Consider the following 25,250-nt stretch of genomic DNA (forward strand, 5'->3'; position numbering starts at 1 on the left):
GGGAAGCCGCGCAGGGCGTGAATCCATCGGGGGAGGGAAGCAGACCCACGCCCTGCGCGGAGAGGGCTAGCCCATGTACAGGCCACCGTTGACCGGATAGTCGGCACCGGTCACGTAGGAGGCTTCATCCGAAGCCAGCCAGGCACACAGGCCGGCCACTTCTTCCGGGCGACCCAGGCGCCGCACCGGTATCGAGGCGGCCAGTCGATCCAGCACGTCCGGCGGGAAGCTGCTGATCGCCTGGCTGGCGATGTAGCCCGGCGACAGCGTGTTGACGGTGACCCCGCGCGAGGCGACTTCAGCGGCCAGCGCACGGCTGAAACCGTGCATCGCGGCTTTTGCCGTAGCGTAGTTCACCTGGCCGATCTGGCCCTTGTGCGCGCTGACCGAACCGATGTTGATGATGCGGCCCCAGCCACGCGTGGCCATGCCATCGACCACCTGCTTGGTCAGGTTGAACAGCGAATTGAGATTGGAGGCGATCACTGCATTCCAGTCCTCCACCGTCATCTGCCGGAACAGCAGGTCGCGGCTGCCGCCGGAGTTGTTGACCAGTACGTCCACCTCGCCAACCTCGGCGCGTACCTTGGCGAAGGCCGCCGTGGTCGACGCCCAATCGGTGGCGTTGCCTTCGGAGGCGATGAAATCAAAGCCCTGTTCGCGCTGCTCGCGCAGCCAGTTGGCCTTGCGCGGCGAGTTGGGCGCGCAGCCGGCAACCACGGTATGGCCGGAACGGGCCAGGCTCTGGCAGATGGCAGTGCCGACACTGCCCATTCCGCTGGTGACGTAGGCGATGCGAAGAGTCATTGCAGAACGCTCCTTGGTAAGGAAATCAGGCCGTGAAGGGATAGAGCCCGAACAACAGGCCGCCGATCATCAGCAGCAGCGAAATGGCGATCGCCCACTTCAGGGTGAATTTCTGGTGGTCGGCGAATTCAACCTTGGCCAGCCCCACCAGCAGATAGGTGGAAGGCACCAGCGGGCTGAGCAGGTGCACCGGCTGCCCGGCCAGCGACGCGCGGGCCATTTCCACCGGGGTGATGCCGTAGTTGCCGGCCGCCTCGGACAGGATCGGCAGCACGCCGAAGTAGAACGCGTCGTTGGACATGAAGAAGGTGAACGGCATCGAGGCCACGGCGGTGATCACCGCCAGGTACGGGCCCCAGCTGTCGGGGATGATCGCCAGGAAGCTGTGCGACATCGCCTCGACCATGCCGGTGTTGTTGAGGATGCCGGTGAAGATGCCTGCGGCGAAGATCAGCGCCACCACCGACAGCACGCTGCCGGCATGGCTGACCACGCGGCGGCGCTGTTCGGCCAGGTTCGGGTAGTTGATCACCAGTGCGATGGCGAAGCCGATCATGAACAGCACCGGCATCGGCAGCACACCGATGATGAGGGCGCTCATCAGCGCCAGGGTCAGCACCAGGTTCACCCACAGCAGCTTGGGGCGCTTGGTGTCTTCGGCGTCTTCCACGGTCGGCAGCGTGTTGCCGTCGTCGGACACGCTGTTGTCCATCCAGCTGCCGCCCTTGGGCAGGGTCACCACGCCCAGGCGACGACGCTCCTTCAGGCCCAGGTACCAGGCCAGCAGCAGCACGCCGGCGCAGGCGATCACCATCGACGGAATCAGCGGCACGAACACATCGGCCGGATCCACGTGCAGTGCGGTGGCCGCGCGTGCGGTCGGGCCACCCCACGGGGTCAGGTTCATCACGCCACCGGCGAGAATGGTCACGCAGGTCATGTTCAGCGCGTTCATGCCCAGCCGCTGGTACAGCGGCAGCATCGCCGAGACGGTGATCATGTAGGTGGTTGAGCCATCGCCGTCGAGCGAGATCAGCATCGCCAGCACGGCGGTGCCAAGCACGATCTTCATCGGGTCGCCCTTGACGAAGCGCAGGATGATCCGCACCAGCGGATCGAACAGGCCCGCATCGATCATCACGCCGAAGTAGAGGATGGCGAACATCAGCATCACGCCGGTCGGCGCGATCTTCTTGATGCCTTCCAGCATCATCTCGTCGATGCCGGCGGCGAAGCCACCGATCAGGGCGAAGATGATGGGAATGGTGATCAGGGCAACGAGCGGCGACAGTCGTTTGCTCATGATCAAGTACATGAACGTAATGACCATGCCAAAGCCGAGGATGCTCAGCATCATCTGCGGACTCCTAGAGGAAACAGGGCGTGGAACGTGGAAGGGGCCCGGGAGCGTGCGCGCCCGGGGGAAACGCGTTTAGAAGTCAAACTGCAGGCGCCCGGTGACCGCGCGCGTGCGGTCCACCGTGGTGCCGGCCAGGCGGTCGCGGTTGCGGCTTTCGATCACGTTGAGCATGAAGCGCAGGTTGTCGCGCAGGTACCAGTTGCCGCCCAGCGTCCAGCCTTCGGTACTGCCACGGCGCAGGTCCGGCGCACCATCGAGGTGCTGCGCGCCCCACATCTGGTCGTAGCGCAGGGCCACTTCGAAGGCACCGGCCTTGTGGCGGATGTTCTTGACCCGGGCGAAGCGGCCGGTCTTGCGGTCGTAGGCGCGGCTTTCGCCGGTAACGAACCAGCTGAGCATGCCGTAGGCCGCCATCACGTCGCCGCGCTGGGCGCCATCATCGAAGGTGGCGCCGCTGAACTCGCCCTGCCATGACAGCGGGCCGCGCACCTGCGCATATTCCAGCGACCACTTGTTGACGTCGGTATCGCGGCCAGCGGAGAAGTCGACCAGGGTCAGGCGGCTTTCGTCGGACAGATGGCCGGCCGGACGCGGACGGATCTTCAGGCCCGGGGTGCCGTTGCCGCCCGGGTTGTCATAGGCCTCGCGGGCCAGCGACAGGCCCAGGTGCAGCACGTCGCCCTCGCTGGGTGACGGCGCCCAGGTGACGCGTCCACCCGCAGCGCGGCCCTTGACCTGCCAGGCATCGATGCTCTCCAGGCTGTACACGCTGGCCGCCCAGGTGAAATCGCCCGGATTGGCCTGCCACGAGGCGCCCAGCCGGTACAGCGGCGCCAGCGTGGTGCCGGCGTTGCCGCGCTCCAGGAAGCTGCCGTAGTTGGAACCGGTGCGGTCGTCCAGCGAGAAATACTGCTTGAACTGGCCCACGGTGAGGCGGCCGGCATCGCCGAAGCTGCGGCTCAGGTAGACGTCTTTGGCCTCGACACGGTCGCCGGAGAAATCGGCTTCCAGCTTGTAGTCGACCACGAAGAACTTGCCGGAAACGTCAACCCAGGCGCGGCGGATCTCGGTGTCGTCCTTGTTCGGCGTACCCCGGTTGTCGTTGTCGAAGGTGGCGAAGTCCAGGTGCAGGCGGCCGCCCACAGTGGCGGTCACTGGACGTTCGTCTTCGGCGAAGGCCGGCGCGGCCAGCGCAGCCAGGGCCATCATGGCGGCAGGACGCCGCCAGGCAATGCTCAATTCCACAAACCCTCCCAGGTGCACGCCAGGCGCGCGGCAATCGTGGGCACCGGACGGTGCGCGGCCGCAGTCTGTGTCGCGCAAGCTGTCATCGTCCTGTCAGCGGTTTGTGCGGTGCAGCGTAAAGGCCGCCGGGCATGAGCCCGACGGGCAGGTCCGGCGCCATGCGGTAGCATTCGCTTCCCCTCCCACTGTTGTGCCCATGCGCCTGCTGCTGGTCGAAGACAACCCGGACCTGGCCGATGCGATCATCCGTCGCATGCGCCGCAGTGGTCACGCGGTGGACTGGCAGGCCGACGGCCTGGCCGCCGCCAGCGTGCTGCGTTACCAGAGTTTTGATCTGGTGGTGCTGGATATCGGCCTGCCGAAACTGGATGGGCTGCGGGTGCTGGCCGGCATGCGCGAGCGTGGTGACAGCACACCGGTGCTGATGCTGACCGCGCGCGATGGCATCGAAGATCGCGTGCAGGCACTCGATGTCGGTGCTGACGACTACCTCGGCAAGCCATTCGACTTCCGTGAATTCGAAGCGCGCTGCCGCGTGCTGCTGCGGCGTGCGCGCGGTCAGGCCAGTGAAGTAGTGCAGATCGGTGGCTTCCAGTTCGACAACGCTGCGCACCGGGTGACCCTGGATGGCGAGCCGATCGAGCTGCCCAACCGCGAATATCGCCTGCTGGAGATCCTGGTCGGGCGCTTGGGCCAGGTGGTGGGCAAGGATGAGATCGGCAATGGCCTGTTCGGCTTCGATGACGAAGCAGGGCCGAATGCCATCGAGCTGTACATCGGTCGCCTGCGCAGAAAGCTGGCGGGCGCACCACTGCGCATCACCACGGTGCGTGGTGTCGGCTATCTGCTTGAAGCCAGCGACGGCCCGGCCGATGCCGATGGTTGACGCGCGCAGCGCAAGTGCCGCCCCCGGGTCGCTGCGGCGCACCCTGCTGCTGTACCTGGGCGCGTTGCTGGCGGTGTTCGCGGTGGCGCTGCTGTTCGCTGCACGCGACTACGGCCAACGCGCCGCCAACCGCTCCTACGACCATCTGCTGGTGTCTTCGGCCCTGTCGATCGCCGATTCGGTGGCATTGGTCGATGGCCAGTGGCAGGTGGACCTTCCGTATGCCGCGCTGGACCTGCTGGCGATGGCGCCGGAAGACCGCGTGTTCTACCGGATCGCCGACAGCCGCGGCAACCTGATCACCGGCTACGGTGACCTGCCTGCGTCGCCGCGGCGGCCGGGCACGCAACCGCAGTTGTTCGATGCGCTTTACAGCGGCGAGATCGTGCGTTTCGTGGTGGTCGGCCGCAGCTTTGCCGCGGCCTCCGCGCAGGGCGAGGTGCAGGTGCAGGTGGGGCAGACCCGGCGTGCACGCGAAGCGGTGGCGCAGGAACTGGTCACCCGCGCGCTGTTGGCCATCGTCGTGCTCTCGGGATTGCTGCTGGCACTGGTGGCGTTCGGCGTGCACCGCGCGTTTCGGCCGCTGGTGCGGGTCGAGCGCGAGCTGTCACGCCGCGAGCCGTCCGACCTGAAACCGCTGGATGCGCGCGTGCCACGCGAGATGGACCAGATGGTGGCCGCGCTGAACCGCTTCATGGAGCGCCTGTCCAGCAGCAATGAAACCCTGCGTGCGTTCATGGCCGAGGCCGCGCACCAGATGCGCACGCCCTTGGCCGCGCTGCGCGCGCAGGCACAGCTGGCGCTGGATGACGACGATCCGGAAGACATGCGGCGCAGCCTGCAGGCGATCGAGCGCAACGCCACCCACATGAGCCGGCTGCTCAACCAGCTGCTCAGCGATGCCAGCGTGATCCATCGGTCACATCTGCAGCGCTTCGCCACCGTGGACCTGGCCGAGACCGTGCACCAGGCCCTGCATGAAGCGCTGCCGCAGGCAGTGCCCGCCCCGCGCGTGCAGCTGGCGATGACGGCCGAGCCGGTGCAGGTGCATGGCGACGCGCTGCTGCTGCGCGAAGCCATCAAGAACCTGGTCGACAACGCGCTGAAGTACGGCGGTGAAGGCCCCTTGCAGATCGCGCTGACCGCTGAAGGCGGGCAGGCCGTGCTGACCATCGCCGACCACGGCACCGGCATCGCCGCCGCCGATGCCGAACGCGTGTTCGAGCGTTTCGCGCGCGGCGAGGGCGCACCCTCCGGCGGTGCTGGCCTTGGCCTGGCCATCGTCAAGCGGGTGGTCGACAGCCATGGCGGCCAGATCGATCTCAGCAATCGACCGCAGGGCGGCCTGGTCGCCACCATCTGCCTGCCCCGGAGCAGCACATGATCCGCCTGTTCGTCGTTGTTGTTGCCCTGTTGCTGGCCGTGCCGGCACTCGCTGCACCGGGCGATGTACGCCGCTTCCCCGCCCAGGGCGCCGCCACCGCACAGCTGCGCATCCACGGCACTACCGATATCGAGGTCTTCGCCGAGGTCATCGCCGACTACCAGCGGCTGCATCCGGGCAGCGAGGTGGTGTACGAAGACATCATCACCCAGGACCTGTACGCGCGTTACCTGCGCGACCGCAGCGGGCCTGCGTCGCCGGACCTGCTGATCTCCAGCGGCATGGACCTGCAGACCAAGCTGGTCAACGACGGCCACGCGTTGCCACACCGCTCGCTGCAGACCCAGGCGCTGCCAGCGTGGGCGCAATGGCGTGGCGAGGCATTCGGCATCAGCTACGAACCGGTGGTGATGGTCTACAACACCCGCAGGCTGCCGGCGGCGAAAGCGCCGCACACGCGTCGACAGCTGCTGGACCTGCTGCGCGCGGAGGGGGCGCCGTTGCGCGGCAAGGTTGGCACCTACGATATCGAACGCAGCAGCGTGGGCTACCTGCTGGCGACCCAGGACGCCCAGCGCGGCAGCATCGCCGGCGCGTTGCTCGGTGCGCTGGGCGACAACGCGGTGGTGCGCGAGGAGCGTACCGGGGTGCTGCTGGACCAGGTGGCCAGCGGCCAGTTGTCGCTGGTCTACAACGTGCTGGGCTCGTATGCGCAGGCGCGTATCGATGCGGGCGCACCGCTGGCCATCGTCGAGCCGGAAGACTACACGCTGGTGGTACTGCGTACGGCGGTGATTCCGCGTACCGGCGCGCACCCGCAGGAAGCGCGGCGTTTCCTCGACTACCTGCTGTCGCCGCGCGGCCAGCAGGTGCTCGCGCGGGAAGCGCGGCTGATGCCGATCGTGCGCAGCGATGCAGGCGGCGGGGATGCCCCTGGCCGCAGCCGTCGCCCGATCCAGCTCGGCCCCGGCCTGCTGGTCTACCTGGATGCACTCAAGCGCCGCCAGTTCCTGGATGCATGGCGCAGCAGCGTGGAGCCGGCGGGGCGGTAGCGCCCGTACTGGTGCTCCGGTAGCGCCGGGCCATGCCCGGCGGAGGCAGTTCGCTGCCCGTACAATGGCCCCATGAGCGAATACACCATCCTGATCGCCGATGACCATCCGCTGCTGCGTTCGGCAGTGGTGCAGTCGTTGCGGCAGAGTCTGCCGCTGGCGCAGGTGCGCGAGGTCGCCAGCGCCGAAGCACTGGCCACTTCGCTGGACGCACAGCCCGATGTGGATCTGGTGCTGCTGGACCTGACCATGCCGGGCGCACATGGATTCTCCGCGCTACTGCACGTGCGCGGTTCGCACCCGGACATTCCGGTGGTGATTCTGTCCTCCAACGACCACCCGCGGGTGATCCGTCGCGCGCAACAGTTCGGCGCGGCTGGTTTCATTCCCAAGTCCGCGCCTGCCGAAACCATCGGTGAAGCGGTGGCAGCGGTGCTCGATGGTGGCCTGTGGTTTCCGGCGATGGCGGCCGAGCGTTCCGAGGCCGACGCGTTGCTGGCCAGCCGCCTGGCGCAGCTGACGCCGCAGCAGTTCCGGGTGCTGCTGTGCCTGGCCGACGGGCTGCTCAACAAGCAGATCGCCTATGAACTGGGCTTGGCCGAAAACACGGTGAAGGTGCACGTGACCGCCATCCTGAAGAAGCTCGAATGCCACAGCCGCACGCAGGCAGCAGTGCTGGTGAAGGCGCTGGAGCCGGAGGGTGATGCGCGCGTTGGATTGGATGGCTGACAGAGACGGGACGTTGGCGCATGTACTGCGTCGTTGCGGATGCAGTTCCGCTTTCCTGATCAGTTCCCGCTGATCGAATTCAGTTCGGGATCGGTAGAGAACATGAATCTGTTCTCGTATCCCGCGCCGAGCTTCAGATGCTTCGGCGTAGCTGTATGTGGGAGACGATCGCTCTGACGCCCACCGCTGGCCCTCGCTCAGGTGCGACTGGCTTACCCGCGATGCCGCAACAGCAGCTGCGTCATCAACGCCCGCAGCGCCGGCGGCCGCACGGGCTTGAGGAGGAAGCCCCAGCCGTTCTCCGCAGCATGCACTTTCAGCGCATCATCGCGCTCAGCGGTCACCAGGATCACCGGTGGCCGCGCCTTCCACAGCGTGCACAGCGCTTCATACAGGTCCGGTCCGTGCCATTGCCCCATGCGTACGTCCAGCAGCAACAGTTGCGGCACGTTCAGCGCACTGGCGATTTCCAGTGCCCCCTGGGGGCCATCGGCAAGTTCCACATGGCAGCCCCAGCGTTCCAGCAGAGCACGGGTTGCCGCACAGACGTGGGGGTCATCATCGATGCTCCAGACCCGACATTCGCGCAGCGGGCTGTCATCGGACGGTTCGGTCGCGACGACCGGCGCCGCCGGCGGCGCAATCACCTCGTCGGCGCGCCCGAGTGCCACGCTCACCGCGAATACGCTGCCCCTGCCCAGCGTGGAACGCAGGCTGATGCGGTGTCCGAGCAGTCGACCGATGCGTTCAACGATGGCCAGGCCCAGGCCGGCGCCCCGTTCCTGCTCCACGCCGTCGTTGAGGCGCCGAAACTCTTCGAAGATCTCGCCCTGCAGGCTTTCCGGAATACCTGGTCCCTGGTCATGCACCTCGATGCGCAGCTGGTCGCCTGCACGCCGGCAGCCGATCAGCACGCGGCCACGTGGCGTATAGCGCAGCGCATTGGACAGGAAATTCTGCAGGATGCGCCGCAGCAGTGCTTCGTCGCTGACGATCACCGCACGGGTGTCCACCCAGTCCAGCTGCAGGCCGCGGCTCTGTGCGGCGATGCCGAACTCTCGCGCCAGCGTTTCCAGCAAAGGAGAAAGCGCGAATGCGCGCACCCGTACCTGCAACGACCCCGACTCCAGCCGTGAAATGTCCAGCAGGCTGTTGAGGATGGCGTCCTGCGCGGCCAGTGCGGCGTCGATATGGTCGCTGGTCTGTTGCTGTTCGGGGTCGGTGAGCTTGCCGCGCAGCACCGACACGAACATGCGCGCGGCATTCAGCGGCTGCAGCAGGTCGTGCACGGCCGAGGCGACGAAGCGGGTCTTGTAACGGTTGGCCTGCTCGGCTTCGCGGCGGGCTTCGTCCAGATCCTGGGTGCGTTCGGCCACGCGGTGTTCCAGCGCATCGGCCAGCGAACGCAGCTCGCGTGCAGCGTTCTTGTAGCTGGTGATGTCGGCATAGCTGGTGACGAAGCCGCCATCGGGCAACGGGTTGCCGCGGATCTCCAGCACCGTGCCGTCGTCCTTCTCGCTCTCGCGCATGTGCGGGCGGCCACTGCGCAGGTGGGTCAGGCGGCGTTCGATGGCCTCGTCGATCGGGCCGGGCCCCAACAGGCCGCGACGTGCGTTGAAGCGGAACAGTTCCTCGATCGGGCGGCCCACCCGCACCAGCCCCGCCGGGAAGCGGAACAGCTCCAGATAGCGCGAATTCCACGCGACCAGACGCTGTTCCTTGTCGATCACCACCACGCCTTGCGGCAGATGTTCGAGGCTGCGGCTCAAGCCAACGTCGGCATCGGTCGCGGCTTCCAGCAGGCCGTCCTGGGCGGTCCGCAGTTCCTGTGCATGCTGCTTGAGCAGGGTTTCCAGTTCACGCCGGCTGCGCTGGCGGTGCTTGGACAGGCGACGCCGTTGCTGCACGAACAGCAGCAGGAAACCCAGCGCCAGCCAAGCGGCGGCGCCGGCCACTGCCGCGCCGCGGCCGGCGCTGGTGGCCGCGCTGGCGTCGTGCAGCAGGTGCAGGCTCCAGTCTTCGTCGGGCAGCGCCAGGGTCTGCCACAGCATCGCCTGCGGCAGTGCCGGGTCGAGCAGGCGCACCATGCGGCCGCCATCGGCCAGCACATCTTCGGTGCGCACGCGCAGCGGCTGCAGCGAGCGGTCGGCATACTGCCGCGCCGCGCGCATCTCGTTGCGTTCCTCCGTGCCGAGCGGGCGCAGCAGGCGGTAGCGCCAGGCATCGCGGTTGGCCAGGAACACCACGTCGTGGTTGTCGCTGGTCAGCACCACGTCCGGGCTGTTCAACCATTCCTGTTCCAGCGCCGACAGCTCGATCTTGATCACGATCACGCCGATGCGCTTGCTGTCGGCATCGAGGATGGCCTCGGACATGAAGTAGCCGGGCACGCCGGTGGTCATGCCGATGCCGTAGAAGCGACCACGGCCATGGGCCAGTGCTTGCTGGTAGTAGGGGCGGTAGCTGTAATCCTCGCCGACGTTGCTGGTCGGCTGGTCCCAGTTGCTGGCGGCCACGGCCACGCCATCGCGGCCGACCAGGGTCAGTGTCGAGGTGCGGGTGACCTGGTTGGCGCGCTGCAGTTTGAGGTTCAGGCGTTGCCGCTCGGCGGGCGAGGGCGGCACCTGCAGTGCTTGCAGCAGGTCCGGATCCAGCGCCATCACCTGCGGCAGGGTGCCGAACCGGTCGATGCGCTGTTGCAGTCCCTGGCCATACAGCTGCAGCTGGCGCTGCACCTGCGCGCTTTCGGTGCCCAGCGCGCGACGCCAGGCATAGTGGCCTGCGGCGGCCGCGCACAGCACGGTGCCGGCCACCATCACCAGAACGGTCAGCAACTGCAGGCGGTGGCGGCTGAGCCAGTACATGGCGGCAGTCTACGCAGGGCCGGCGGGCGTGGCATGCACGCCCGCCGGGATCTGACACGTGGAAGGGATCAGAAGTGCATCTGCGCGCGAAGTTCGAAGATCTCCGGAGTGCTGTGCACACCGCGACGGCTGGCGTCGACCTTCACGTAGTTGGCCTGGAACTTGAAATGGCTGGTCAGGTACCAGTTGGCGCCCAGGGTCAGGTCGTGCTGGCGGCCACCGAGGATGCTGCCGTCGTCCAGGTCCAGGCGGCTGTAGCGGGCCACCAGTTCCACCGCACCGTAGTCGTGCGCCGGCTTGATGTTGGCAACGGCGCCGGCGTTGTACGGGCGCGATTCGCCGGTCAGCACCCAGCTGGCCATCGCGTACTGGCCGTGGCCGGTGTAGTCGGGCTTGCCATCATTGCGGGTGACGGTGGCCTGCAGCGCTTCGGCCTGCAGCGAGAACGGACCGCGGATCCAGATACCTTCCAGGCCGGTGCGGCGGATCTGGTCGGCGGTGACCAAGGCCCCCGAATCGACCAGGCGGATGTCGGTCAGGCCGGCTTCCGGACGGGCCCGCAGGCGCGCGCTGGCTTCGTGGTGCACGTCGCGGCCATCGTGGTAACCGCGCGGATTTTCCTGCGAATAGGCCAGGCCCAGGTGGATCACGTCACCCGGTGCCTTCACCGGCGTCCACACCGCACGCACCGCCTGGGTGGTGCCGGGGTTGTCGCCCTGCAGGTCCTTGCCGCCATAGGCGCCGGCCTGCAGCAGGTATTGCGGACGCTCCAGCACCCATTCCACGCCGGTGCGGCGGCCTGCGTAGAACGCCTGCACGGGCAGCGCGGTTTCCAGGAAGCTGCCGGCGCGCGAGGAGGTGTTGGCATCCAGGCCGACCGGGGTCTTCATGTAGCCGAAGCGGAAGCGGCCGACATCGCGGCCGAAGAACGCCTTGCTCTCGAAGCGCACGAACACGTCCAGCCAGGTATCGGCCTGGAAGTCGTAGTAGACCATTGCGTCGTACACACCCTTCTTTTTCAGGGTCGCGCCGAACTCCTTGCGACGCACCGCATCGTCATCCTCGATGCCGCTGGCGGACGAGAAGTCGTTGTAGTCGTAGGCGATGTTGGCGGTGGCGGCCAGCTCGGTGCCGTCGCCGAAGGCGTACTTGGTCGGCCAGTTGTCGAAATCCGCAGCGGATGCGAAGGCGGGGAGGGCGGCCAGGGAAAGGGCCAGCAAGGTGGGAATCGGGCGCATGGGTGGTGCGGCTCTCTCGGATTGCGTGTGGACAGGACAACAACGGCCGCGATGGCCGGAACTTTCGCAATGACGCGCCCGGCCGTTCAGGTCGGGCCACCGGCGTCCCCGCGATCAGGGGTGCGGCGCCAGTGTAGGCAGCGCAGCCACCTGAACCGGGGGGCTAGTACCAATAGGTTATCTGCGCCGGCGTGCCCGGCGCGTACAAAGGCGTCCATTGGTCGCACCCCTGCGCTTGCAGTCACGGGGCGTGCGGTCAGTTTCCACGGTAACGGTTCCCGTGCACTTCCGGGGCCGTACGTGCCTGAAAACGCCCCTTCCGGAGTCCGCCATGCACATCCCGACCGCTGCGCCGATGCCCAGCAAGCCGTTGCCGCTCTACCGCCAGCTGTACTTCCAGGTGATCGTGGCGATCGTCCTGGGTGCTGTCCTCGGCCATTACGAGCCGCTGATCGGCGAGAAGATGAAGCCGCTCGGCGATGCCTTCATCAACCTGGTGAAGATGATCATCGCCCCGGTGATCTTCCTGACCATCGTCACCGGCATCGCCGGCATGACCCACCTGCGCACGGTGGGCCGGGTGTTCGCCAAGGCGATGGCGTATTTCCTGTTCTTCTCCACGCTGGCGCTGATCGTCGGCATGATCGTGGCGCACGTGGTGCAGCCCGGCGCCGGCATGAACATCAACCCGGCCGAGCTGGACCAGACCGCGGTGCACAGCTATGTCGAGAAGTCGCACGACCTGACCCTGGTCGGCTTCCTGATGGACATCATCCCGAAGACGCTGATCAGCGCCTTCGTTGACGGCAACATCCTGCAGGTGCTGTTCGTGGCGGTGCTGTTCGGCATCGCGCTGGCCTCGGTGGGCGAGAAGGGCAAGCCGATCCAGAACTTCCTGGAAGCGCTGGTCGCGCCGGTGTTCAAGCTGGTGCACATCCTGATGAAGGCTGCGCCGATCGGTGCCTTCGGTGCCATCGCCTTCACCATCGGCAAGTACGGCGTCGGCTCGCTGGTCAACCTGGCCTGGCTGGTCGGCTCGTTCTACCTCACCGCGTTCCTGTTCGTTGCGGTGATCCTGGGCGTGGTCTGCCGTCTGTGTGGCTTCTCGGTGTTCAAGCTGGCCCGTTACCTGAAGGCCGAGCTGCTGCTGGTGCTGGGCACCTCGTCGTCGGAGTCGGCGCTGCCGTCGCTGATGGAGAAGATGGAACGTGCCGGCTGCAGCAAGTCGGTGGTCGGCCTGGTGGTCCCCACCGGTTACTCGTTCAACCTGGACGGCACCAACATCTACATGACCCTGGCCGCGCTGTTCATCGCCCAGGCCACCAACACCGAGCTGACCCTGGGCCACCAGATCGCGCTGCTGCTGGTGGCGATGCTCAGCTCCAAGGGCGCTGCCGGCGTCACCGGTGCCGGCTTCATCACCCTGGCCGCCACCCTGGCGGTGGTGCCGGAAGTGCCGGTGGCCGGCATGGCGCTGATCCTGGGCGTGGACCGCTTCATGAGCGAGTGCCGCTCGCTGACCAACTTCATCGGCAATGCGGTGGCCACGGTGGTGGTCTCGCGCTGGGAAGGTGCGCTGGACCGCGACCGCCTGAAGCTGGCGCTGGATGGTCGCGAAAGCGAACTGCCGCCGCCGGTCGATGCCGTGCCGCTGGCAATGGCCGAGGCGCTGCCCGCCAAGGGCTGATCCGGGTGTGTGGTACTGCGGGGCCGGTCACGACAGTGGCACGGCCCCGCAGCGTTTCAAGGCGTCCCACGGCTGTCATCGCCAGCGCCGAAGCTGTGCTCTGGTAACGTCGCATACGCCATGGAATTGTGCGGTCGCAGCATCACTGCGACAGCATAGCGACAGGTCCGACCGCTCCAACGGGGGTATGATCCCCTGTCCCTTCTGCCCATTCATGTAACCCACATCGATGTCCAACGAAGATTTCAAACAGGCCGCCCTCGATTACCACCGGATGTCTCCGCCCGGCAAGATCAAGGTTTCCGCTACCAAGCCCATGCTGACCCAGCGCGACCTGTCGCTGGCGTATTCGCCGGGCGTGGCGTACGCCTGTGAAGCGATCAAGGCCGATCCGCAGCAGGCCAGCGAGCTGACCGCCCGCGGCAACCTGGTGGCGGTGATCTCCAACGGCACCGCGGTGCTGGGCCTGGGCAACATCGGCGCGCTGGCCGGCAAGCCGGTGATGGAAGGCAAGGGCGTGCTGTTCCAGAAGTTCGCCGGCATCGATGTGTTCGACATCGAAGTGGACGAGAACGACCCGGACAAGCTGGTCGACATCATCGCCTCGCTGGAGCCGACCTTCGGCGGCATCAACCTGGAAGACATCAAGGCACCGGAGTGCTTCATCGTCGAGCGCAAGCTGCGCGAGCGCATGAAGATCCCGGTGTTCCATGACGACCAGCACGGCACGGCGATCATCGTCGGTGCTGCGGTGCTGAACGCCATGGCGATCACCGGCAAGAAGATCGAAGAAGTGAAGCTGGCGACCACGGGTATGGGCGCGGCCGGCATTTCCTGCGTGAACATGCTGGTGCAGCTGGGCCTGAAGCCGGAGAACATCCTGGCCTTCGACCGCGAAGGCGTGATCCACACCGGCCGTACCGACCTGGACCCGGAAAAGCTGCGCTATGCGCGCGACACCGACAAGCGCACCCTGGCCGAGATCGTCGATGGCGCGGACATCTTCCTGGGCCTGTCGGCGCCGGGCATCCTGACCGCCGAGATGGTCAAGACGATGGCGCCGGACCCGGTGATCTTCGCCCTGGCCAACCCGACCCCGGAAATCATGCCGGAACTGGTGCGCGCCGCGCGTCCGGACGCGATCATCGGTACCGGCCGTTCGGACTACCCGAACCAGGTCAACAACGTGCTGTGCTTCCCGTACCTGTTCCGCGGTGCGCTGGACGTCGGTGCGACCGCGATCAACGAGGAAATGAAGATCGCCTGCGTGCGCGCGATCGCCGCGCTGGCCCGCCGCGCCGCCACCGACATGGGCTCTGCCTATGGCGGTGAGACCCCCAGCTTCGGCCGCGAATACCTGATCCCGCGTCCGTTCGACCGCCGCCTGCTGGTGGAGCTGTCGGCCGCCGTGGCCCAGGCCGCGATGGATTCGGGCGTGGCCGCCCGTCCGATCGCCGACATGGAAGCCTACCGGCAGAAGCTGTCGCAGTTCGTCTACCGCACCAGCCTGATGATGAAGCCGGTCTACGATCGCGCGCGCAGCGACAAGCAGCGCGTGGTGTATGCCGAAGGCGAAGAAGAAGTGGTGCTGCAGGCGGTGCAGAACGTGGTCGACGACGGCCTGGCACATCCGATCCTGATCGGCCGCCCGGAAGTGATCGAATCGCGCATCGAACGCCTCGGCCTGCGCCTGAAGATCGGCGAGAACATTGAAGTCACCAACATCAATGACGACCCGCGCTTCAACGAATACTGGCAGTACTACCACGGCCTGACCGGCCGTCGTGGCGTCACCGTGGCCGCCGCCAAGAACCTGATGCGTTCGCGCCCGACCCTGATCGCTGCGGTGATGGTGGCCCGTGGCGAAGCCGATGCGATGCTGACCGGCATCGTCGGCCGCTTCCACAAGAAGCTGGGCTACGTGCGCAGCGTGCTGCCGCTGGAATCGAAGGTCACCTCGACCTCGGCGATGACCGGCGTGATCAACCAGCAGGGTGTGTTCTTCTTCGTCGATACCCACGTGCAGGAAGACCCGACCGCAGAACAGCTGTGCGAAGCGACCCTGCAGGCCGCGTATCGCATGAAGCTGTTCGGCGTCGAACCGAAGGTGGCACTGCTGTCGCACTCCAACTTCGGCAGCCACGATTCGAAGGATGCGCTGAAGATGCGCCAGGTGCGCGAGCTGCTGCTCAAGCGCAACCCGCGTCTGAACGTGGACGGCGAAATGCAGGGCGACACCGCATGGGATGAAGCCCTGCGCCAGAAGCTGCTGCCGGGCTCGACCCTGCAGGGCCGTGCCAACCTGTTCGTGCTGCCGAACCTGGAAGCGGCCAACATCGCCTACAACCTGGTGCGCGTGTTCACCGATGGCGTGGCGATTGGTCCGATCCTGATGGGCGTCAACAAGCCGGTGCACATCCTGACCACCAGCGCGACCTCGCGCCGGATCCTGAACATGACCGCCATCGCCGCGGTCGATGCGCAGATCCGCAAGCAGATCGAAGCGGAAAAGAAGGCATAAGCCTTCGTTCCGATGCGATCTGCAGAAACGCGCCCCACGGGGCGCGTTTCTGTTTTCGCAACGCGGAAACGGTAGTGCCGGCCGCTGGCCGGCAACCGCCATCATGTCCAGGTACACCGCGACAGCCAGCCAGCGGCCGGCTCTACCCGCAGGCGCCTGCCACACCCGCTACGCCGCCCGGTAATCGCCCTGCAACCTCGCTGCGGCCCAATACGCCCACGCGGCCTGGCCGTGGGAAGGGACCGGACCGGCCTTCCCACCCTGGGCCCGACCAACTTTCCATGGGCGGAGCAGTGTCATGCGCAGTCGAGTGAGCAAGCGGTATTTCCAGCAGCTGTTCGCGCTGTACGCCGGCTTCGTGCAGTCGCGTTGAAGGCCGGGGCATCGCCCCGGCAACGTCGAGCTTACCGCCGCTTCGCGCGCCGCGCGGGCGGCGGCGCAGGGGCCGGGGAGCGCGGCTTGGCATACTCCGCCCACAGCGCCGGCAGGGTCTTGCCAGTGTGCTTCTGCCATAGCGCCGGCGCATAGCGCCCGTCGCGCAGATCCTTGTCCAGTGCCAGCACCAGTCCCGGGTGCGCCGCTTCGGCCCACTTCAGGAAGGCACCGGTCACCCGGTAGCCGCTTTCCACCGTCTGGCCCTGGCTCAGCTTGTCCGGCAACGCCCAGCCGGCAGCGGCGTTGTTCATGCCGTAGCGATCGCGGGCGTAGTCGGCAATGCCCTCCACCAGCCAGCCCGGCACGCGCTTGTCGCCATAGCTGGGGTAGCCCTGCACGATGTGCATCGCTTCGTGGGTGACCAGATCGATGTCATCCGGGTGCTGGACCAGCCAGCCCGGATTGATGGTGATGGTGCTGGCCTTGTCCTTGTCGCCGACGAAGGCGACGCCGTTGTACGCCGGATCGATCACGATGCGCACTTCGTTCGGCGCGGCCGGGCGGAAGTCCGCACGCTCGCGCAGGTAAGCAAAGTAGAAGGTATCGATGATGCGCTTGCGCACCGGCGCGGCCAGCGCGCCGGTGGCATCCTGGTAGTACAGGGTCACCCCGTCACGGCTGACCTGCCCATCGAAGGCCTGGGTCTGCGGTTGTGCGTGGCTGAGGCTGGGAAGTACAAGGGCGGCAAGAGCGAGGGGGAGCAAACGTAGGCGCATGGACGTCATTGTAGGGGGGAGGGCGCCAACAGTTCGATCTCGGCCAGCTGCAGGCGCCCCGGCGCAGCCAGGCGCAGACGGTACTCTGCGTAGCGTGAGGGCGAGGCGATACGGAACGGGCGGGTCTGCCGCGCCGAGGTGAAATCTTCGCCGCGTCGCTGGTCCAGCGTTACCCAGCGCCCGTTGCCGGCACGCGCTTCCAGCGTCCACTCACCGCCACGGATCGTGCCGTCACCGCTGGTCAGCGTGTACATCGTCGGTACGCCATCGCCCACGTGGCTCAGTGCGATGGTCACGCCACCGCCCAGCGGCACGGCCGTGTTGGCATCGTCGTCGATCAGCGCGGGCAGAGCGCGGCCATCAGCCAGTGCCGCCTGCGCGCCGTTGCCGAGCAGATCGTGCAGCAACTGCGGGCGCTGGCCGCGGGCGGTCAGCGAGCGAGGTACATCATCGACGCCGCTGCCCCAGCGTGATGGCTGCGGGCCCATCACGAAGTCCAGGGTTGCACCCTTGGCGATCACTTCGTGCGGCACCCAGGTCTTGGTCCACGGCTTGCCGTTGATCTTCAGCGACTGCACGTACACGTTCTCCGGCGAATTCTGCGGTGCATTGACGGTCAACACCGCGCCGCCCTGCAGCTCGACGCGCGCATGCTGGAACGCCGGCGAACCAATCACGTACTCCGGCGCACCCATGCGCAGCGGATACAGGCCCAGCGAGGCCAGCACGTACCACGCCGAGGTCTCGCCGTTGTCCTCGTCGCCCGGATAGCCCTGGCCGATCTCGCTGCCGACATACAGCCGCGACAGGATCTCGCGCACATGCTGCTGGGTCTTCCACGGCTGCCCGGCATACAGGTACATCCACGGGATGTGGTGTGCCGGCTGGTTGCTGTGCGCGTACATGCCCATGCGCACGTCGCGCGCTTCGGTCATCTCATGGATGGTGCCGCCGTAGGAGCCGGCGAATGCGGCGTCGGCGGTTTCCGGCGTGGCGAAGAAGGTATCGAGCTTGGCGGCCAGCTTGTCACGGCCACCGTACAGCGCGGCCAGGCCTTCGCCGTCATGCGCGGCGGTGAAGGCGAACGTCCAGCCATTGGATTCGGTGTAGTCGTGGCCCCACACGCGCGGGTCGTAGTCCTTGGCCTGCAGGCGCCAGCTGCCATCGGGCCTGCGGCCCTGGAAGAAGCCGGCGGCCGGATCGAACAACGTCGCGTAGCTGCCGGCGCGGTGACGGAAGTAGTCGGCCTCGGTGGCGTAGCGTTCGCGTGCGGACGGTGTCGTCGCGCGCTTGGCCAGGGCATCGGCCATGTTGGCGATGCCGAAATCATTGAGCGCACCTTCCATCGTCCACGACATGCCTTCATGCACATCGGCGCTGGCGTAGCCGCGGAACGTCGAACGATCCATGCCCTTGCGGCCGACGTGGCGGTCCGGTGGCACCACGGTGGCGTTCTTCAGCGCTGCGGCGTAGGCCTCTTCCGGATCGAAGCCACCGATGCCCTTCAGCCACGCATCGGCGAAGGCGACGTCCGAGCTGGTGCCGACCATCAGGTCCGCGTAGCCCGGCGAGGACCAGCGCGCGACCCAGCCACCGGCGCGGTACTGCTCGATGAAACCCTGTACCAGCTGCCCGGCATCATCCGGGGTGAACAGCGCATACGCCGGCCAGGTGGTGCGGAACGTGTCCCAGAAGCCGTTGTTGACGAAGACCTTGCCGTCGCGCACCGGTGCGAAACTGCGCGTCGCGCTGCCGTGGGTGTTGTCATCGGCGGCGCTGGCCTGGCTGGCATAGCGCCACTCGGGCGCGGCGGCGGTGCCCGCATTCTCGTGGCCGGAATTGGGGTACAGGTACAGCCGGTACAGGCTGGAGTACAGCGTGGTCTTCTGGTCGTCACTGGCATTGCCGATGTCGAAACGGGCCAAGCGCGCATCCCACGCATCCTGTGCACGTCCGGCCACGCTTTCCAGCGTATCGGCGGCGGCGATTTCCAGTGCCAGGTTGTGCCGCGCCTGCTCGACGGAGATCAACGAGGTGGCGACGCGCATCGTCACCCGGCGCTCGCTGCCTGGGTCGAACTTGATGTAGCCGGTCGGGCGGCCGGTGCCGATCTTGCCGCTGCTGCGCCACGGCCTGTCGAAGCTGGCCACCACGTACATGCGGGTGGCGCCGTTGGACAGGCCGCTGCGGGTATCGGTGTAGCCGGTCAACGTCTGCGTGGCGGCATCGAGGGTGAGTGCGCCGCGGGCATCGACGTTGTCGAACAGCAGGTTGGCGTCGCCACCTTCGGGAAACTCGAAGCGGAACAGCGCGGCATGGTCGGTGGGAGCGATGGACGCGGCGATGCCGTTGTCGAAGCGCACGTCGTAGCGATACGGTCGCGCGTTTTCCTGCGTGCGGTCGAAGGACAGCGCCCGCTTGCTGCGGTCCGCTTCGGGCGTGCCGCGCGTGGCGGAGGGCATCACCTGGAAGGTCTGGCGGTCGCCCATCCACGGGCTGGGCTGGTGGCTCAGCGCCAACGCCTGCAGCTGCGGCCGGTTCTTCGCATCGTTCTGCTCGTTCCAGCGGTACAGCCAGTTCAGTGCGCCGGCATCGGTCACCGGCGTCCAGAAGTTGAAACCGTGCGGTACCGCAGTGGCCGGGAAGTTGTTGCCGCGCGAGAAGGTGCCGTTGGCCTGGGTTCCGCGCGTGGTCAGTACCCAGTCGGAGACCCGCTGCGGCGCCTGCCGTGGCTGCACGTCCAGGCGCACGTCGTCGATCCAGCCCGACACAGGCGCGCCATTGGCGCTGGCCACCTCGAGCTCGATGGCCAGCACGCGGCGGCCCTTCAGCGCCGGCATGTCGCCCAGCCTGACCGCCTTGCGCGCCCACTGCTGCGGGTACAACGTCTTCGAATCGCCCTGTGCCCGTGCGCCCAGCGCTACGCCGTGCTGGTCGCGCGCGCCGCTGGCGGAGACGCGGCTGCCATCGTCCAGCAGCAGGTCCAGCGAGACATAGGTGGAGGCCACGGTGTCCTTGCCGACGATCTCCGGCAATACCAGCCAGGACAGCGTGGTGTCGGTGTCGATGGGCAGATCGGTCTTGAACAGTTCGCGGCGTGCCTGGCCGCCACTGGTGCTGTAGTGCAACGCATGCAGGCCGCTGTAGCCGACGTTGCGCTTGGCCGCGTACGGCGCGGCAGGACCACTGCCGACCTCGACGGACAGCGCGTCAGCGGACCTGGCCGGTGCCGGTTCGCCCGGCTCGAAGGAGGTCTGCAGCCCTTGCGCCAGCACCGGCGTCGCAGTGGTCGCACAGGCCAGGGCCAGGGCGAGCGGAAGCAGGGCGCGGCGCGGATCGGACAGGGTCATGCAGGGTCTCCCGGTAGGGCAGGCGGCAGGCAGAACCCGCATCGGCGAACACCACGGACAGCATCGCCCCGTCCGCCGCAGGGCAGTCGGGAGGCGATGCAGGTCCGGTGGGGGGCGGGCCATGCGATCGGGTCAGGAATGGATCGCTGCCGATGCTGCAACAGCCGGCAGCGCCCTGACAAGTGCCATTTAGTTCGATCCAAATGCGGGAAATTCGAACGACGACCGAATCCGCGCGGAACTGATTGGCCTACCTGGGATTTCCCGCCGATGGGGGCAGGGCGACGGCGGCGCGGGAGGGGCAGGGCGGTCGCACGTGGCTGCACCGGCGAAGGCTGCAAGCGGGCCGCCGCGCGCAGCGGCCACGCAGCGCACGGTGTTTGCCGGGCCCAGATGCTAGAATCGCAGGCCTCGCAATCCGTTCATCGACATCCGCCATGAGCCATACCGCCACCGCGCCCGCCAACGCCGAAAAGCGCTACACCGTGCACCGCAGCGATCTGCCGCTGAGCTGCCCGACCCCGGAAATGGCGCTGTGGAACTCGCATCCGCGGGTGTACCTGCCGATCGAAGACGAACCCAACGGGCAAGCGCAGTGTGCTTACTGTGGCGCCGTGTTCGTGCTGGCCGACTAAACGGCTGCCCCCTCGATGCGCCGATTGACCGTGGTGCAGTTGCTGCCGGCGCTGCACTCCGGCGGTGTCGAGCGCTCGACCCTTGAAATCGCCGCGGCCCTGGTCGCTGCCGGCCATCGCGCGCTGGTGGTGTCCGCTGGTGGTCGCCTGGTGCAGCCGCTGCTCGACAGCGGTGCCGAGCACCTGACCCTGGATATCGGCCGCAAGTCGCTGCTGACGCTGCGCCATCTGCCTACCCTGCGTCGTCTGTTCACCGAAGTGGGCGCCGACATCGTCCACGCCCGTTCGCGCCTGCCGGCGTGGCTGGGGCTGTACGCCATCCGTGCGATGCAGCCGGCACAGCGGCCGCATTGGGTGACTACCGTGCATGGGCTGAATTCGCCCAGCCGCTACAGCGCGGTGATGACCAGCGGCGAACGCGTGATCTGTGTGTCCAACAGCGTGCGCGACTACGTACACACGCATTATCCGACGGTGCCGCACGACAGGCTGCAGGTGATCCCGCGCGGGGTGGATGTCAGCCAGTTCCCTCGCGTGGCACGCGCTGATCGGCGCCCCCGGCTGGCGCTGGCGGCCGACTACCCGTGGCTGGCCCAGGTCGACGGACCGCTGTTGCTGTTGCCGGGGCGCGGCACCCGGTTGAAAGGCCACGCCCACGCACTGCGTTTGCTGGCCGATGTCCGCAAAGCCGGGGTGCCGGCGCAGCTGTGGATGCTGGGCACCGACGAGCCTGGCCGGGAAGCCTATGTGGCAGAGCTGCGCAAGCAGGCCAATGTGCTTGGCGTGACCGGTGCCGTGCACATCAGCACACCGACCGCGCGCATCGCCCAGGCTTACGCCGCAAGCGATCTGGTGCTGCAGCTGTCGGATAAACCGGAAGCCTTTGGTCGCACCGTGGTCGAAGCGTTGTCGGTCGGCCGCCCGGTGCTGGGTTGGAACCATGGTGGGGTCGGCGAACTGCTGCAGCAGCTGCAGCCCAGTGGCGCCGTGCCGCTGGGCAATGTGCAGCTGCTGGGTGAACGTGCGCTGGCCCTGCTGGCACAGCCGCCGTCGCTGCCGGGCCGTATCCCGTTTACCCTGCAGGCCATGCAGCGCGATACCCTCCGTCTTTATGCCGACCTCGCTGGCTGACGCCACGCCGCCCCTGCGCGATGAGCGCGCCGGCCGCTGGGCACCCTGGTGGGTGCTGGCCTACGTCGCGTTGTGGCCGCTGCCGGGTATCGCCGAAACAGTGCTGGGCCTGGGGGCGTTGTACGCCGCCGCACGCATGGTCATCCGCAGGGTGCAGCATCGCCCTCATCTGCTGAGCCCGGCAGCGTGGGCACTGACATCGATTCTTTTCCTCGGCTACTGGTTGCCGCAGGCGTTCTCGGCCTTCGATGCCGTGGACCCGTCGGCGTCGTGGACCAAGGCTGCGGCGGGACTTCGCTATCTGCCTTTCATGTGGCTGGTGGCGATCGCCGTGGCCACCCCGCAGCGGCGGCGCCTGACCCTGGGTGGGTTGGCGGTGATCACCGGCCTGTGGACGCTCGACGCGCTCGTGCAGGCACTGGCAGGCACCAGCCCCTGGTTCTGGTCGCTGCAGCAGATCAAGCTGGCCATCAGCGGCCACGCATTGTGCCCGGCTGAAGAAGCCGCGTTGGCTGATCGTCTCAGCGGAGCGCTGGGACCGTGCAACCTGAAGTTCGGCCAGGTGCTGGCCAGTCTTTCGCCGTTCCTGTTGTTGCCAGTGGCGCGCCGTTTCGGCAATGCGGGCTGGCTGCTGGCCGTCGCTGCGGTGGGCGTGGTGCTGCTGCTGGCCGGCTCGCGAGCGTCATGGATCACCTTCGGCCTGGTGGTTGTCTACAGCGGTGTGCGCCAACTGGGATGGAAGCGGCTGGGCCTGCTGGCGCTGGTGGGTGTTCTCTCGGCGGGCGTACTGACCGCCAGCGTGCCGCAGTTGCGAGAGCGTGTGGCGCGCACGGCAATGGCCTGGGAAGGTGGCGATGACGGGGTCGAACAGGCGCTGTCCGGCCGTACCCGCATCTGGAGCGCGGCGGCCTGCATGATCGAAGCGCATCCGATCAATGGTGTCGGCGCTCGTGGCTTCCGCGATGCCTATCCCCATTGCGTTGCGGATGAAGGGCCGGCCGTGTGGGGCACGATGCCGGCGCTGCACGCCCACCAGATCGTGCTGGAGATTCTTGCCGAGACCGGCGTGCTGGGTCTGTTGCTGTGGCTGGCGGCGGTGGCACAGGCATGGCGGGCATGGCGTTTCGCCCCGGCCCCGGCGCGCGAACGTGCACGCCCGGCGATGCTGGCATTGGCGGTCACCGTGTTCCCGCTCAATACGCACCTGGCGTTCTATTCCGCGTTCTGGGGCGGCTTGACCGTCCTGCTCGCCGCGCTGTTCGTCGGCACGTTGCTGGCGCGTGAACCGGATGATCAGCCGGGCGCCGGGTAATCTCCGCATCCACGCATGGCGTGGATCTACTGGATTGCTCGGGGTGGTTGGGCGTATCCACGCATGGCGTGGATCTACTTGCGTGTGCGGGTTGAGGCCTATCCACGCATGGCGTGGATCTACTGGATTGTGTGGGGTGGCTGGTCGTATCCACGCATGGCGTGGATCTACGGGGACGTGTCTGGCGGGGGAGCAGTAGATCCACGCCATGCGTGGATGGGCATTCTCGTGAACATTGGCCGGTGTCGCGGCTTTTCCCGACTGGCCGCAGGGTGGTCCGCCAATGCCGGGATGACCGGGCAAGCCGCAGTCTATCCCCATGGCAAGCCCCAGACTTCGCTACGGTCGCTACTCCCGCACAGGGAATGTCTATTCCCTGACCACGACAACACACGGCCGGGAGCCATTCTTCTCCGACGCAGGCAATGTCGCTGTGCTGGTGGACGCGCTGCGCTTCGTCGAACGCAGCGGCATCAGCCACAGCCTCGCCTGGGTGGTGATGCCCGACCACCTGCACTGGTTGATGGAGCTGCAGAAGGGAACGCTGGCCCAGTGCATGGCGTTGCTGAAATCACGCAGCAGCCGGCAGCTGAACCGGATATCGGGACGAAAAGGGCCGCTCTGGCAGCACGGCTATCAGGACCATGCGGTGCGTACCGATGAATCCCTTCATGACAAGGCGATGTACATCCTGGGCAATCCGGTGCGGGCCGGATTGGCTGGTGGGGTGGGGGACTACCCTCACGCCTGGTGTCGTTGGCCGTTGTAGATTCCGGCATCGGAAGAGAGAACATCCACGCATGGCGTGGATCTACTGATCGGCGGCTGGCTGCCGATCGGCATTCCCGGTAGATCCACGCCATGCGTGGATGAAACCAGCCGCCGAGTAGATCCACGCCATGCGTGGATGGGACGTTCCTTCCCTACCACCCGTCACTTGTAGAAATCGCTGCGCCCACCGGGCTGGCGTTTGAAACGGCGATGGATCCACAGGTACTGGTCCGGTGCCTCGCGCACCATCTGTTCGATGGCCTGGTTGACCCGCGCGGTATCGGCCTCGACGTCTTCGCTGGGGAAATTCTCCAGCGGCGCACCAATCTTCAGGAAGTATTTCCCGCCTTCGCGGCGATGGAAGTAGGGGATGACCGCACAACCGGTCATCCGCGCCAGCTGGTGGGTTGCGGTGATGGTTGATGCGGTGTGGCCAAAGAACGGCACGAACACGGTGTCCTTGCCGCGCATGTCCTGGTCGGGCGCGTACCAGAGGAAGCCGCCCTTCTTCAGGTGGCGCACCGTCGCGCGGATGTCCTCGTTGGCGTACATCGCCTTGGCGTAGCGCAGGCGGCCGAACTTCACCGCCCACTCGTACACCGGGTTCTTGTGCTTGCGGTACATGCCCGACAGGTCGACGTGGTCGCACAGCAGGCGGCCGCACATCTCCAGGGTCATGAAGTGGCCCGAAACCAGCAGCACGCCGCGGCCTTCGGCCTGCATCTGCTTGAGGTGTTCCAGCCCTTCGATGTGGACCTGCGGGCGGATGCTGTCGATGCTGCCCCACCAGGAGCGCGCGCATTCGAAGATGCCGACGCCCAGCGCATCGAAGCTGTCGCGCACCAGGCGCTTGCGCCAGGCCTCGTCCTTCTCGGGGAAGCACAGCTTGAGGTTGACCTCGGCGGCATGGCGGCGGCTGCCGGCCAGGCGCCAGGCGATCGAGCCGACCCCGCGGCCGAGCGCGCGCTGCAGCATCCACGGCAGCCGGGCGATCCCGAAGGCAGTGAACATGACGGCAAACATCGGCCAGTTGCGTGGATCACGCAGCGACGGACGGACGGCGGTGGTGGCATCGGACATGCCGCCATTCTACCAACCCGGCCGCGTGTCTTTCCCGGGGGGCTCCC

General features: G+C 67.0%; 18 protein-coding genes. 10 read left to right on the forward strand and 8 right to left on the reverse strand.

The genetic code is table 11. The annotated features are described in order from the left end of the window. Positions 1 to 66: 66 nt before the first annotated feature. The 3 genes from phbB to AC07UW_RS06455 all read right to left on the reverse strand — a co-directional run bounded on the left by phbB (position 67) and on the right by AC07UW_RS06455 (position 3,376). Positions 67 to 807, reverse strand: coding sequence for an acetoacetyl-CoA reductase (gene phbB / locus AC07UW_RS06445; RefSeq protein ID WP_312108013.1), 741 nt, complete (start codon positions 805 to 807; stop codon positions 67 to 69). 25 nt (positions 808 to 832) lie between these two features. Beyond that, complete coding sequence (locus AC07UW_RS06450; RefSeq protein WP_025874116.1) at positions 833 to 2,161, reverse strand: CitMHS family transporter; 1,329 nt, start codon at positions 2,159 to 2,161, stop codon at positions 833 to 835. A gap of 78 nt (positions 2,162 to 2,239) precedes the next feature. Beyond that, entirely contained in the window at positions 2,240 to 3,376 is a 1,137-nt protein-coding gene (locus AC07UW_RS06455) for an OprO/OprP family phosphate-selective porin (protein ID WP_025874117.1), read from the reverse strand. A 232-nt stretch (positions 3,377 to 3,608) separates the two neighbouring features. Between AC07UW_RS06455 and AC07UW_RS06460 the strand changes: the two genes are divergently transcribed. The 4 genes from AC07UW_RS06460 to AC07UW_RS06475 all read left to right on the forward strand — a co-directional run bounded on the left by AC07UW_RS06460 (position 3,609) and on the right by AC07UW_RS06475 (position 7,463). After that, complete coding sequence (locus AC07UW_RS06460) at positions 3,609 to 4,298, forward strand: response regulator transcription factor (protein WP_025874118.1); 690 nt, start codon at positions 3,609 to 3,611, stop codon at positions 4,296 to 4,298. Next, complete coding sequence (locus tag AC07UW_RS06465) at positions 4,291 to 5,682, forward strand: sensor histidine kinase N-terminal domain-containing protein (protein ID WP_495211748.1); 1,392 nt, start codon at positions 4,291 to 4,293, stop codon at positions 5,680 to 5,682. The genes AC07UW_RS06460 and AC07UW_RS06465 overlap by 8 nt, the downstream gene beginning before the upstream one ends. Beyond that, a complete protein-coding gene (locus AC07UW_RS06470; protein ID WP_313250389.1) occupies positions 5,679 to 6,734 on the forward strand; it encodes an ABC transporter substrate-binding protein in 1,056 nt (351 codons plus the stop codon). Before AC07UW_RS06465 ends, AC07UW_RS06470 begins: the two co-directional genes overlap by 4 nt. 72 nt (positions 6,735 to 6,806) lie before the next feature. Further along, positions 6,807 to 7,463, forward strand: a complete 657-nt coding sequence (locus AC07UW_RS06475; RefSeq protein WP_033831979.1) for a response regulator — start codon at positions 6,807 to 6,809, stop codon at positions 7,461 to 7,463. Positions 7,464 to 7,675: 212 nt separating this feature from the next. Here AC07UW_RS06475 and AC07UW_RS06480 read toward each other — a convergent pair whose 3' ends face one another. Both AC07UW_RS06480 and AC07UW_RS06485 read right to left on the reverse strand, forming a co-directional pair. Further along, the gene (locus AC07UW_RS06480; protein WP_495211670.1) at positions 7,676 to 10,327 is read right to left on the reverse strand and encodes a hybrid sensor histidine kinase/response regulator; all 2,652 of its coding nucleotides are present in this window, start codon (positions 10,325 to 10,327) and stop codon (positions 7,676 to 7,678) included. A gap of 68 nt (positions 10,328 to 10,395) precedes the next feature. Continuing rightward, positions 10,396 to 11,565 (reverse strand): OprO/OprP family phosphate-selective porin, encoded by a 1,170-nt coding sequence (locus AC07UW_RS06485; protein ID WP_033831977.1) that lies wholly within the window; start codon positions 11,563 to 11,565, stop codon positions 10,396 to 10,398. Positions 11,566 to 11,896: 331 nt separating this feature from the next. Between AC07UW_RS06485 and AC07UW_RS06490 the strand changes: the two genes are divergently transcribed. Beyond that, positions 11,897 to 13,252: a dicarboxylate/amino acid:cation symporter gene (locus tag AC07UW_RS06490; protein ID WP_495211671.1), complete on the forward strand. Its 1,356-nt coding sequence runs from the start codon at positions 11,897 to 11,899 to the stop codon at positions 13,250 to 13,252. 229 nt (positions 13,253 to 13,481) lie between these two features. Next, the gene (locus tag AC07UW_RS06495; protein ID WP_025874126.1) at positions 13,482 to 15,773 is read left to right on the forward strand and encodes an NADP-dependent malic enzyme; all 2,292 of its coding nucleotides are present in this window, start codon (positions 13,482 to 13,484) and stop codon (positions 15,771 to 15,773) included. A gap of 404 nt (positions 15,774 to 16,177) precedes the next feature. On the opposite strand, the gene AC07UW_RS06500 is transcribed toward AC07UW_RS06495, so the two are convergent. Together AC07UW_RS06500 and AC07UW_RS06505 are read right to left on the reverse strand one after the other, a co-directional pair. After that, entirely contained in the window at positions 16,178 to 16,933 is a 756-nt protein-coding gene (locus AC07UW_RS06500; RefSeq protein ID WP_223496494.1) for a basic secretory family protein, read from the reverse strand. After that, positions 16,930 to 20,274 (reverse strand): GH92 family glycosyl hydrolase, encoded by a 3,345-nt coding sequence (locus AC07UW_RS06505; protein WP_495211672.1) that lies wholly within the window; start codon positions 20,272 to 20,274, stop codon positions 16,930 to 16,932. Before AC07UW_RS06505 ends, AC07UW_RS06500 begins: the two co-directional genes overlap by 4 nt. 437 nt (positions 20,275 to 20,711) lie before the next feature. Between AC07UW_RS06505 and AC07UW_RS06510 the strand changes: the two genes are divergently transcribed. From AC07UW_RS06510 to AC07UW_RS06525, 4 genes are all read left to right on the forward strand, one after another. After that, positions 20,712 to 20,909 carry a zinc-finger domain-containing protein gene (locus AC07UW_RS06510; protein ID WP_025874129.1) on the forward strand — a complete coding sequence of 66 codons (198 nt, stop codon included), beginning with the start codon at positions 20,712 to 20,714 and terminating at the stop codon, positions 20,907 to 20,909. Positions 20,910 to 20,924: 15 nt separating this feature from the next. Beyond that, a complete protein-coding gene (locus AC07UW_RS06515) occupies positions 20,925 to 22,040 on the forward strand; it encodes a glycosyltransferase (RefSeq protein WP_495211673.1) in 1,116 nt (371 codons plus the stop codon). Further along, positions 22,021 to 23,352, forward strand: coding sequence for an O-antigen ligase family protein (locus AC07UW_RS06520; protein ID WP_336032023.1), 1,332 nt, complete (start codon positions 22,021 to 22,023; stop codon positions 23,350 to 23,352). The genes AC07UW_RS06515 and AC07UW_RS06520 overlap by 20 nt, the downstream gene beginning before the upstream one ends. 319 nt (positions 23,353 to 23,671) lie before the next feature. Beyond that, positions 23,672 to 24,121 carry an REP-associated tyrosine transposase gene (locus AC07UW_RS06525; RefSeq protein WP_312111507.1) on the forward strand — a complete coding sequence of 150 codons (450 nt, stop codon included), beginning with the start codon at positions 23,672 to 23,674 and terminating at the stop codon, positions 24,119 to 24,121. A gap of 164 nt (positions 24,122 to 24,285) precedes the next feature. On the opposite strand, the gene AC07UW_RS06530 is transcribed toward AC07UW_RS06525, so the two are convergent. Then, a complete protein-coding gene (locus tag AC07UW_RS06530) occupies positions 24,286 to 25,203 on the reverse strand; it encodes an LpxL/LpxP family Kdo(2)-lipid IV(A) lauroyl/palmitoleoyl acyltransferase (protein ID WP_089236760.1) in 918 nt (305 codons plus the stop codon). Positions 25,204 to 25,250 lie beyond the last annotated feature (47 nt).

Source organism: Stenotrophomonas sp. GW821-FHT02D01 (assembly GCF_059421765.1).